Raw genomic sequence first — 10,662 nt, 5'->3', positions numbered from 1 at the left:
GGAAGAAGCCGCCATGGGTTTTCACCGACGTGTCTTTCGACTCGGGTTGGGTGGACAGTCGGGTTGTGGCCTGCTCGGATCCCTGCGGCCCAGGACCGGGCTGGCGCGGCTGCTGGGTTGGCGGGCGGCCGGGCTGCTGCGGCGGTGGACCCGGGGGCGGGCCAGGCTGTTGCGGCGGTGGACCCGGGGGCGGGCCGGGCTGTTGCGGCCGGGACGTCGGTGGCGGTCCAGGGTGACGCGGCGGGGGGCCGGCCGGGCGCCGCGGCTCCTGCGGACGGCGCGGCTCCTGCGGACGGCCGGGATGTGGGATCCGCTGGGTCGGCGACTGGGAGGGAGGAGTGGCTTGCGGCCGAGGAGTGGTCGGGCGCGCCCACTCCGAGGGGTCGCCGCCGGAAGGCCCTTGCGGATTCGTCACCAGCGCGATTGTGCCTTATCGAGCCGAGCGAAGTCTATGAGGTTTACAGCTTGGCGAAGCAGGGGTCCGATTCGCCGGGTGGAATCGACGCGTTGCGTGTCGAAAAGTGCGCTGCCACACCGTCATTGGTGACCTGCACGCTGTCGGCATGAATGCCGAGCGGATAGTCGTTGGTGAGGCTGGACGCAAAGGTGTCCAGCGCGGCCTGCGCCGTTTCGTGAGGCACCGTGGTGCCTAGCGCCGTCACCTTGACCACCTGCAGCGATAACCCGTTGTTCGCCACCTGCGGCTTGACGGTGACACTGCCCAGGCCCAGCGCACCCCTGAGTTCGACCGTGCCGTCAGCGGGATTGGTGGTCACGGTGTTGACCAGGCCACCCAGGAACGGGACAGCGACTTGCACCGTTTGCTTGATGCCTTCTGACGACCAGGTCACGTTGGCGTCGAGTGCGCTGATGGTGCCCTTCGAGTTGGCGTTGCCATTCAAATCGGCCTTGTCGATGTGGATGTCGGCCTTCATGCCCTTGGCGCTGCGAACTTGGTTGCCCGCCGTGTGTATCGAGATGTCGCGGTAATTGCCGGTCAGATGCTGCAACAAGAACGGGGTCGGGCCGAAGGAGACGCTCACCTTGTCCTGCACAACGCATTCAGTCGCAGCGGCCACCACGCTGTCGGCACGGTGGCGGGCATACAGTTCGGCTCCGATCACACCCGCGATCAGCAGCGCCACCACAATCACGACGACCAGAACGATCGACAGCGGGTCGCGGAGGAAGCGGCGCTTGGTTTTCACTGGTGCTGGTGTGCCTTCCGAGGGCGGCTGACCAGGCGGGGGTGCAGCCGGATAATCCTGCGGGTACGGCGGCTGGCCGGGCGGGGGTGCAGCGGGGTAGTCCTGCGGGTACGGCGGCTGGCCGGGCGGCGCTGCCGGGTAGTCCTGCGTCGGCGGCGTCGGCGGGCTCGGCGGGGGCTCAGGCTGATCCGGCACCGGCTCGGTGCGATCACCCGGCGGCTGTTGCTCACCGGGCTGCATTTGCCCGGTTGGCGCCTCGGACGGCGCCTCGGGTTGCGCAGCTGGGCCCTCGCTTGCTGGGCGGGCCCATTCCGACGGGTCCTCGTGCGGCGGCCCTTGCGGATTTGTCACCCGCGCGATTCTGCCTTATCGACGTGGGGGATGGCGGCCTGATTTCGCAGCACGGCGATCGTGTCGCGGGCCGCGGCAACGGTGTCGAGATCCACGTCGGCGAGCACTAGCTGCTGCTTGGCGCCCGCAGCCGCTACGACCTCGCCGAACGGCGATGCCACCAGGCTGCCGCCCACGCCCAGTGGGGCCTTGGAGTCGGTCGGGCCCGGGTCGGCCTGACCGGCCGCGGCGACGTAGCTGGTTGAGTCCAGCGCACGGGCCCGGGCCAGCAGCGTCCACTGCTCCAGCTTGCCGGGGCCCGAGCCCCACGACGCGCTGACCGTGATCAGCTGGGCACCGCGGCGGGCCAGCTCGATGTAGAGCTGCGGGAACCGGATGTCGTAGCAGGTTGTCAATCCCACGTCGACGCCGTCGACGGTGATCATCACCGGCTCCCGCCCCGGGGCGACGGTGCGCGACTCGGTGAAGCCGAATGCGTCATAGAGGTGGATCTTGTCGTAGTGGGCGTCGACGGCCGGTCCCGCTGCGATCAGCGTGTTGGTGACACGCCCGTCGCCGGCGGGGGTGAATATCCCCGCGATCACCGTGATGCCGGCATCTGCTGCGATCCGGCGCACCCCGTCGGCCCACGGTCCGTCGACCGGCTCGGCGACCGGCCTCAGCGGGACGCCGAAGCGGGACATGGTCGCTTCCGGAAACACCACCAAGGTCGCGCCGGCGTCGGCAGCCCGGCTGCTGTACTCACGCACCAGTTGCAAGTTGGCCGCCGGATCAGTGCCGCTGAGGATCTGCGCCAAGGCAATCCGCATGACCGCCAGCCTAGGGGTGGATCGCCCCCATCGGCCAAGCCTCTACCGCAAGGGGCCATCACGCTCGCGCCGCGCGCCCGCAACTCCCCGGGTGATAATCGCAGGCGCCATCAATTCGGAGAAGGGACTATCCCCTCTCTCAGCTACTGATGAGGCGGTTGAGTCCGATGTGGGCAGCCGACAACCGTCAGGCGTTCTCCCTGATCCACATCGTGGTGAAACGCTGTTCGGCAATGAGCAACTCGACCAATTGGTTGCCGATGAAGTTCTCGATCTTGCCGCCCACCAACGGGATTCGCACCTCGACGGTGGCCCGGAAGGTCAGGCGCGCCCCGCCCGTTTCCGGCAGTGGCGCCAGCACCGCCGTACCGGTGAGCCCCACCGGCGCGTCGAGGATTGACCCGGTGACCGTCGCGTGAGCGCTGCCGTCGGTGACCGGGCCCCACGTCTCCTCTCGCCGGATACACAGATCGCCGCGGTGGAACTGGGTGACCAGTCCCGGCAGCCGGTCGCTGCGCAACACCTGGGTGGTGATCACGTCGATGCTGCCGTCGTCGCCCAATCGCATGGAATCCAGAGTGGCGTCGTCAGCACCGGAATCGGCCAGCCGGGCCAGCCAATAGTTCTCGTCGCTGAACGCTCGGTGAACCTGTTCGACGGTGCCGCCGTAGTCGGCCGACATGTCGAATGAACGCGGCATAGCAGGTCAGGCTACCGTCAAGGCCCATGAAACGGGGCAGTGTCGGTTCGCGGTTCGCCGGTGCTCATGTCGCCGAGGCGGTTGCCTTGGCGCCGTTAACCACATTGCGAATCGGCCCGGTCGCGCGTCGCGTGATCACCTGCACCACCACCGAGCAGGTGGTCGCTGCATTGCGGCACCTGGATGCCGAGAATGCTGAACCACTGCTGGTATTGGCCGGCGGCTCCAACGTCGTCATCGCCGACCACCTGACCGACCTGACCGTGGTCCGGCTGGCCAACAGCCGCATCAGCATCGACGGCAACACCGTGCGCGCCGAGGCTGGTGCGGTGTGGGACGACGTCGTCGTGGCAGCCATCGAGCACGGACTGGGTGGGCTGGAATGCCTATCGGGCATCCCGGGCTCGGCCGGCGCCACCCCGGTGCAGAACGTCGGCGCGTACGGCGCAGAAGTGGCCGACACCATCACCCGGGTGCGGCTGCTCGACCGGCGAAGCGGCGACGTGCGTTGGGTGCCGAGCCAAGAACTCCGCTTCGGCTACCGCACCAGCGTGCTCAAACATTCGGAGGCGGCCGTCGTCTTGGAAGTGGAGTTCAAGCTGAATGCAGAAGGCCGCAGCGCGCCGCTGCGCTACGGCGAGTTGACCGCAGCGCTGGGTGGAGCCACCGGCGACCGAGCCGAGCCGACAGCGGTTCGCCAAGCGGTGCTGAATTTGCGCCGACGCAAGGGCATGGTGCTCGACGCCGCCGACCACGACACCTGGAGCGTCGGATCTTTCTTCACCAATCCCGTTGTCGCGCAAGCCGTTTACCAGCGACTGGCCGCCCAGGCCGACCGGCCGGTGCCGCACTGGCCGGCGCCGGGTGGGGTCAAGCTGGCCGCGGGCTGGCTGGTGGAGCAAGCCGGCTTCAGCAAAGGCTATCCCGCTGACGAAGGCGCCCCATGCCGGCTGTCGACCAAGCATGCGCTTGCTTTGACCAACCGCGGCCACGCCACCGCGGCTGACGTGGTGGCGCTCGCCCGAACCGTGCGCGACGGCGTCCGCGATGTGTTTGCCATCACACTCACGCCAGAACCGGTGCTGGTCGGCTGCGTTCTGTAGTCGCGGCTGACCGGAACGGGCCCGTATCCCCGGTATCTTTGTCTGCCGTGAGCACACCCCGCGCCCTGCCGCCGATTACCCGGCGCCGGGCTTTGACGACGCTCGCGGTGGGAGTGTTCGCACCGAACGTGCTCGCCGCCTGTGTCAGCGGTGGCAGCAAAGAATCCGCGAAGCCCAAAGCGCCCCCGGCGCCGAGCTTGACGTTTCATCCCGTTGACGCGTCCCGCAATGTCGCGCCCACCGCACCGGTCAGCGTCGAGGTCCGCGACGGCTGGTTTCAGCATGTGGCGCTGAAGAACTCCGCCGGCAAGGTGGTGGCCGGCGCGCTCAACCGCGACCGCACCGTCTTCACCATCAACGAGCCGCTCGGCTACGACGCGACCTACACCTGGAGCGGCTCGGTGGTCGGACACGACGGCAAGGCGGTCCCAGTTGCCGGCCGCTTCAGCACGCTGACACCGAAGAAGGTCATCGACGGCGGTTTCCAGCTCGCGGACGGGCAAACCGTCGGGATCGCGGCACCGATCATCATCCAGTTCGATGCGCCGATCGCAGACAAGGCCGCCGTCGAGCGTGCCCTGACCGTCACCACCGACCCACCGGTGGAGGGCTGTTGGGCGTGGCTGCCCGACGAGGCGCAGGGATCGCGGGTGCACTGGCGCACCCGCGAGTATTACCCGCCCGGCACCAAGGTCAATGTCGACGCCAAGCTGTACGGATTGGCGTTCGGCGACGGCACGTACGGCAAGCAAGACATGAGCCTGAACTTCCAGATCGGGCGGCGCCAAATCGTCAAAGCCGAAGTTACCTCGCACCGCATCCAGGTCGTGCGCGACGAAGGTGTCATCATGGACTTCCCGTGCAGTTACGGCGAAGCGGACAAGCCGCGCAACGTCACCCGCAACGGAATCCACGTCGTCAGCGAGAAATACGCCGACTTCTACATGTCCAATCCGGCCGCGGGTTACAGCAATATCCACGAGCGCTGGGCGGTTCGCATTTCCAACAACGGCGAATTCATTCACGCCAACCCGGCAAGCGCTGGGGCGCAAGGCAATACGAACGTCACCAACGGCTGCATCAACCTTTCGACCGGCGACGCCGAGCAGTACTACAGCAGCGCGATCTACGGCGACCCGGTGGAGGTGACCGGCAGCTCCATCCAGCTGTCCTACTCCGACGGCGACATCTGGGACTGGGCCGTGGATTGGGACACCTGGGTGTCGATGTCGGCGTTGCCGCCGCCGAGCGGATCCAAGCCCTCGCCCGCGGCAATGCCGCGCACCGCGCCCGCTACGCCGAGCACCGCGCCCACGCTGTCAGGCACGCCCACCACGACGCGGCCTAGCGTGCGACCCGGCGGGTAGTGCTGGCCTGATCGCGGGGCCGGATCACGACCTTGTCGATGTTGACGTGCGGCGGCCGGGAGGCCACGAAGCCGATCACCTCGGCGATGTCTTCGGCGACCAGCGGTGTCATGCCGGCATAGACGGCATCGGCGCGCTGCTGGTCGCCGGCAAAGCGCACCAACGAAAACTCCGTTTCCACTGCGCCTGGCGCAATCTCGGTGAGCCGCACCGGTTTTCCGAGCAGCTCGCCGCGCAACGTGCGGTGCAGTGCGCTTTGCGCGTGCTTGGCCGACGTGTAGCCCGAACCGCCGTCGTAGATCTCGAAAGCGGCAACGGAGGTGACGGTGATGATCAGCCCGTCGCCGGAGTCGATCAGCTTGGGCAGCAGCGCTCGGGTCATCCGCAGCGTGCCAAGCACGTTGGTCTCCCACATCCAGCGCCATTGCTCGAGGTCGGCGTCGGCGACGGGTTCCAATCCTTTGGCGCCGCCGGCGTTGTTCACCAGAACGTCGACCCGATCCAGCCCGCGCGCCAGCTCGTCCACCGCTGTGTCGTCGGTCACATCGGCGGTCACGGCGGTGCCGCCGATCTGGTCAGCCAGCGCGGCGATCCGCTCCGCGCGGCGCGCCACCGCGACCACATGAAACCCTTGTGCCGCAAGTGTTCTCGCGGTTGCCGCGCCGATTCCCGAGCTGGCGCCGGTGACCACCGCAACCCGCTTGTCCGCCTCAGGTGTCGTCATCTGACCAACTCTAGATAACCGTGCTAAATTTCCCGGTGTGTACCTGAGTGCCGTGCTGGGGCTGTGTCTCTACGCAGACTGTGCGTGTTGTTGCCGCGCAGTCTGCGCTTCCTGAGCGACCACAACCCAAAGCTGGTGTGGCCCGGCCCGCCACAGGAACTCGACAAGGACACTCGTGCGCTCGACCACACTCACCACCCACTCGCACAGCCGTAAACCCGCACTGCGTTCCCGGCACAACGTCATCGCGCCGTCGCTGCACCTGTCCGACGCCGCCGCGGCATCGGTCTTCCGAGCGGTGCGATTGCGCGGCCCGATCGGACGCGACGTCATCGCCACCGTCACCTCCCTGAGCATCGCGACGGTCAACCGACAAGTCATCGCGCTGCTCGACGCCGGGCTGCTTCGTGAACGCGCCGACTTGGCGGTCGCCGGCGCCATCGGACGCCCCCGCGTGCCCGTCGAAGTCAACCACGAGCCGTTTTTGACCCTGGGCATCCACATCGGCGCGCGGACCACCAGCATCGTGGCCACCGACCTGGCGGGCCGCACCCTCGATGCCGTCGAGACGCCCACACCGCGGTCGGCGCAGGGACCGGCGCTGGCATCGCTGGCCGACGGTGCACATCGCTACCTGCGGCGCTGGCATCGACGCCGGCCGCTGTGGGTCGGCGTAGCGATCGGCGGCGTGGTCGACGGCGCCACCGGCCACGTCGACCATCCGCGGCTGGGGTGGCGGCAGGCGCCGGTCGGACCGGTGCTGGCGGAGGTGCTTGGCCTGCCCGTGTCGGTGGCGTCCCACGTCGACGCGATGGCCGGTGCGGAAGTGCTGCTCGGCATGCGCCGATTCGCGCCGAATTCCTCGACCAGCCTGTATGTCTACGCCCGGGAAACCGTGGGGTATGCGCTGGTGATCGGCGGCCGCGTGCACAGCCCGGCCAGCGGTCCGGGCACCATCGCCAACCTGCCGGCGCACTCCGAGCTGCTGGGCGGTTCGGGGCACCTGGAATCGACTGTCAGCGACGAAGCGGTGCTGGCCGCTGCCCGCCGGCTGCGTATTCTGCCCGCGGCCCGCACCGGTGGGCCGGCCAGCGCGATCACCGAGCTGGTGCGGGCGGCGCGCAACGGCAACCAGCAAGCCCAAGAGCTGCTGGCCGAGCGTGGGCGGGTGCTCGGTGAAGCGGTGGCGTTGCTGCGCGATCTGCTCAATCCCGACGACCTGGTGGTCGGCGGCCAGGCGTTCACCGAATACCCCGAGGGCATGGAACATGTCGAGGCGGCGTTCGCCGCCCGCTCGGTGCTGCCGGCGCGCGATATCCGGGTCACCGCGTTCGGCAACCGGGTGCAAGAGGCGGGGGCCGGGATCGTCTCGCTGGGCGGGCTCTACGCCGATCCGCTAGGAGCGATGCGCCGCGCCCAGAGTTCACCCGCTGGCGGCGCATACGGGTCCGCGCTGCGGGTGGCGGGGGGTGCTGCGCGCGACACGTCGGCGTGACCTGCGGCGTCGGGGCGGCGCGGGCGGTACTGCAAAGATGGCGGTGTGCGGAACAGCGAACTGCCCCGGCTCGAGGTCTCCCGTTTTCACGATCCGCGCCGGGTGGCGGTGCTGTCAGTCCACACCTCGCCGCTGGCCCAGCCGGGCACCGGCGACGCCGGCGGGATGAACGTCTACGTGCTGCAAACCGCGCTGCACCTGGCCCGTCGCGGCGTCGAGGTGGAGATCTTCACCCGAGCCACCGCGTCGACGGATCCGCCGACCGTGCGGGTTGCGCCCGGTGTGCTGGTGCGCAACGTGGTAGCCGGACCGTTCGAAGGCCTCGACAAATACGACCTGCCCACGCAGCTGTGTGCGTTCGCCGCCGGGGTGTTGCGCGCTGAAGCCGCCCACGAACCGGGCTACTACGACATCGTGCACTCGCACTACTGGCTGTCCGGTCAGGTCGGCTGGCTGGCCCGCGATCGTTGGGCGGTGCCGTTGGTTCACACCGCGCACACGTTGGCCGCGGTGAAGAACGCGGCGCTGGCCGACGGCGATACCCCTGAGCCGCCGCTGCGCACGGTCGGTGAGCAACAGGTGGTCGACGAGGCCGACCGGCTGATCGTGAACACGGAAGACGAAGCGGCACAACTAGTTTCGCTGCATTGCGCCGACCCCCAGCGGATCGACGTCGCCCATCCCGGGGTGGACCTGGACGTGTTCCGCCCCGGGGATCGCCGCGCCGCGCGGACCGCGCTGGGCCTTCCGCTCGACGAACACGTGGTGGCCTTCGTCGGGCGCATTCAGCCGCTGAAAGGGCCCGACATTTTGTTGCGCGCCGCCGCCAGACTGCCGGAAGTGCGCATCGTGGTGGCCGGCGGACCGTCTGGCAGCGGTCTGGCCGCCCCAGACGGGTTGGTTCGCCTGGCCGAGCAACTGGGTATCACCGACCGGGTGACGTTCTTGCCGCCTCAGGACCGCGAGGATCTGGCCCGGTTGTTTCAGGCCGCGGACCTCGTTGCGGTGCCGAGTTATTCGGAGTCGTTCGGGTTGGTTGCCGTGGAGGCGCAAGCCTGCGGGACGCCGGTGGTGGCGGCCGCGGTGGGCGGGTTGCCGGTGGCGGTGCGCGACGGAATCAGCGGCAGGTTGGTGTCCGGCCACGAAGTCGATCGGTGGGCCGACGCCATCGAGGAGTTGCTGCGGCTCGCCACGGGCCCGCGGGTCTCGGCGATGAGCCGCTCGGCGGTCATGCATGCGGCGACGTTTTCCTGGGACAACACCGTCGACGCGCTGCTGGCCAGTTATCGCCGCGCGATCAGCGAATTCCGGGGGACGCGGCGGCGCCCGCTGCGAGGGCTGGCGTCGGCGCGACGGGCCCGGCACTGGGCGGCGCCTAGGGGAGTGGGCGCGTGATCCCCGCCGACGACGGCAACGGCGGGTCGGACGCCGCGCCCATCGGCCACTTGCAGCAGGTGATCGAGGATGCGCTCAACGCCAGCCAGCTGAACTTCAGCCGGCACGCAGGCGCGCACGGCGGGCCGCCGGGACTGATCGTGGAGCTGCCCGGTGAGCGCAAGCTCAAGACCAACACCATGTTGAGCATCGGCGAGCACTCGGTGCGGGTCGAGGCGTTCGTGTGCCGCAAGCCCGACGAGAACCACGAGGGCGTCTACCGGTTTCTGCTGCAGCGCAACCGCCGGCTCTACGGGGTGGCCTACACCCTCGATAATGTCGGCGACATCTACCTGATCGGCCACATGTCGTTGGCGTCGGTCGACGTCGACGAGCTCGACCGGGTGCTCGGGCAGGTGCTCGAGGCGGTGGATTCGGACTTTAATACCTTGCTGGAGTTGGGTTTTTGTTCATCGATCCAAAAAGAGTGGGAGTGGCGGGTGTCCCGCGGGGAGTCGCTGAAGAACCTCCAGGCGTTTGCCCACCTCATCGACGACGAAGACCGTCAGGACGGTTCGGACCAGCGTTCGTGAGAGACTTGCCGGCATGCGAAACGCTGGCATGCTGGTGCTGCTGCGGCACGGCGAAAGCGACTGGAACGCGCGCAACTTGTTTACCGGCTGGGTCGACGTCGACCTAACCGACAAGGGCCGCGCCGAAGCCGTGCGCAGCGGCGAGCTGCTGGTCGAGCACAACCTGCTGCCCGATGTGGTCTACACCTCGCTGCTGCGCCGCGCGATCACCACCGCGAATCTGGCACTGGATACCGCCGACCGGCACTGGATTCCGGTGCACCGCAGCTGGCGGCTCAACGAACGCCACTACGGCGCGCTGCAGGGTCTGGACAAGTCCGACATCAAGTCGCGCTACGGCGAGGAGCAGTTCATGGCCTGGCGGCGCAGCTATGACACCCCGCCGCCGCCGATCGAGAAGGGCAGCAGGTTCAGCCAGGACACCGACCCGCGCTACGCGGACATCGGCGGCGGTCCGCTGACCGAGTGCCTGGCCGACGTGGTCGCGCGGTTCCTGCCGTATTTCACCGACGTCATCGTGCCCGACCTGCGGTTCGGCAAGACCGTGTTGATCGCCGCGCACGGCAACTCGTTGCGAGCCCTGGTGAAGTATTTGGACGGCATGTCCGACGACGAGATCGTCGGGCTGAACATCCCGACCGGCATTCCGCTGCGCTACGACCTCGACGCGAACCTCAAGCCGATGGTGGCGGGCGGCAGCTATCTCGACCCGGAGGCGGCCGCCGCCGGTGCGGCCGCGGTCGCGAGCCAGGGCGCCAGATGATCCGGCTTTTCGGCGACCGGTCGGCAAACATCGCGTAAACAATGGCCGAATACCTGCGCCGTTAGGTGTGACTTGTCCGATTTTGGCCGCGCGCCGCTAGGGCCGCGTTCACCCGATTTGTAGGATTTTTGTGTGACTGTGTTCTCGGCGCTGGTGCTGGCCGGGGTGTTGTCTT

Annotated in this window: 10 protein-coding genes and 1 pseudogene; 6 read left to right on the top strand and 5 right to left on the bottom strand. The window is 68.3% G+C overall.

The features are described from left to right. The 4 genes and pseudogenes from VFA16_RS00055 to VFA16_RS00040 all read right to left on the bottom strand — a co-directional run. Nucleotides 1-415, bottom strand: a pseudogene (locus VFA16_RS00055) (hypothetical protein); the annotation flags it as partial. Between the two features lie 43 nt (nt 416-458). Continuing rightward, nucleotides 459-1,559 carry a DUF2993 domain-containing protein gene (locus VFA16_RS00050; RefSeq protein WP_324965849.1) on the bottom strand — a complete coding sequence of 367 codons (1,101 nt, stop codon included), beginning with the start codon at nt 1,557-1,559 and terminating at the stop codon, nt 459-461. Continuing rightward, nucleotides 1,556-2,368, bottom strand: coding sequence for a carbon-nitrogen hydrolase family protein (locus VFA16_RS00045; protein ID WP_324965848.1), 813 nt, complete (start codon nt 2,366-2,368; stop codon nt 1,556-1,558). Before VFA16_RS00045 ends, VFA16_RS00050 begins: the two co-directional genes overlap by 4 nt. Nucleotides 2,369-2,555: 187 nt before the next feature. Next, the gene (locus tag VFA16_RS00040; protein ID WP_324965847.1) at nt 2,556-3,068 is read right to left on the bottom strand and encodes a DUF2505 domain-containing protein; all 513 of its coding nucleotides are present in this window, start codon (nt 3,066-3,068) and stop codon (nt 2,556-2,558) included. A 26-nt stretch (nt 3,069-3,094) separates the two neighbouring features. On the opposite strand from VFA16_RS00040, the gene VFA16_RS00035 reads away from it, so the two are divergent. Together VFA16_RS00035 and VFA16_RS00030 are read left to right on the top strand one after the other, a co-directional pair. Next, a complete protein-coding gene (locus VFA16_RS00035) occupies nt 3,095-4,171 on the top strand; it encodes a UDP-N-acetylmuramate dehydrogenase (protein WP_324965846.1) in 1,077 nt (358 codons plus the stop codon). After that, complete coding sequence (locus VFA16_RS00030; protein ID WP_324965851.1) at nt 4,159-5,538, top strand: L,D-transpeptidase; 1,380 nt, start codon at nt 4,159-4,161, stop codon at nt 5,536-5,538. The genes VFA16_RS00035 and VFA16_RS00030 overlap by 13 nt, the downstream gene beginning before the upstream one ends. Here the strand turns inward: VFA16_RS00030 and VFA16_RS00025 are convergent. Further along, the gene (locus VFA16_RS00025; RefSeq protein WP_324965845.1) at nt 5,516-6,262 is read right to left on the bottom strand and encodes an SDR family oxidoreductase; all 747 of its coding nucleotides are present in this window, start codon (nt 6,260-6,262) and stop codon (nt 5,516-5,518) included. The genes VFA16_RS00030 and VFA16_RS00025 overlap by 23 nt on opposite strands. 175 nt (nt 6,263-6,437) lie before the next feature. Here VFA16_RS00025 and VFA16_RS00020 point away from each other — a divergent pair, with 175 nt between their 5' ends. From VFA16_RS00020 to VFA16_RS00005, 4 genes are read left to right on the top strand one after another with little or no spacing between them, the layout of a single operon-like run. Next, entirely contained in the window at nt 6,438-7,757 is a 1,320-nt protein-coding gene (locus tag VFA16_RS00020) for an ROK family protein (RefSeq protein ID WP_324965844.1), read from the top strand. A 45-nt stretch (nt 7,758-7,802) separates the two neighbouring features. Next, on the top strand, nt 7,803-9,152 hold the full coding sequence (gene mshA / locus VFA16_RS00015) for a D-inositol-3-phosphate glycosyltransferase (protein ID WP_324965843.1): 1,350 nt from the start codon (nt 7,803-7,805) through the stop codon (nt 9,150-9,152). 41 nt (nt 9,153-9,193) lie between these two features. Beyond that, nucleotides 9,194-9,724 carry a YbjN domain-containing protein gene (locus tag VFA16_RS00010; RefSeq protein WP_324965850.1) on the top strand — a complete coding sequence of 177 codons (531 nt, stop codon included), beginning with the start codon at nt 9,194-9,196 and terminating at the stop codon, nt 9,722-9,724. A gap of 13 nt (nt 9,725-9,737) precedes the next feature. Continuing rightward, nucleotides 9,738-10,487 (top strand): phosphoglyceromutase, encoded by a 750-nt coding sequence (locus tag VFA16_RS00005; protein ID WP_324965842.1) that lies wholly within the window; start codon nt 9,738-9,740, stop codon nt 10,485-10,487. The last annotated feature ends 175 nt before the right edge of the window (nt 10,488-10,662 follow it).

It is taken from the genome of Mycobacterium sp. (assembly GCF_035653355.1).
Classification (GTDB): Bacteria; Actinomycetota; Actinomycetes; order Mycobacteriales; family Mycobacteriaceae; genus Mycobacterium.
Note: the sequence above shows the minus strand (reverse complement) of the source record. Positions and strands in the feature narration are given on the sequence as shown.

What these genes read in the sequence shown, in the direction of transcription:
- VFA16_RS00025 (WP_324965845.1), bottom strand. Translation starts at nt 6,262, where the DNA reads ATGACGACACCTGAGGCGGACAAGCGGGTTGCGGTGGTCACCGGCGCC.
- VFA16_RS00005 (WP_324965842.1), top strand. Translation starts at nt 9,738, where the DNA reads ATGCGAAACGCTGGCATGCTGGTGCTGCTGCGGCACGGCGAAAGCGAC.
- VFA16_RS00045 (WP_324965848.1), bottom strand. Translation starts at nt 2,368, where the DNA reads ATGCGGATTGCCTTGGCGCAGATCCTCAGCGGCACTGATCCGGCGGCC.
- VFA16_RS00035 (WP_324965846.1), top strand. Translation starts at nt 3,095, where the DNA reads ATGAAACGGGGCAGTGTCGGTTCGCGGTTCGCCGGTGCTCATGTCGCC.
- VFA16_RS00040 (WP_324965847.1), bottom strand. Translation starts at nt 3,068, where the DNA reads ATGCCGCGTTCATTCGACATGTCGGCCGACTACGGCGGCACCGTCGAA.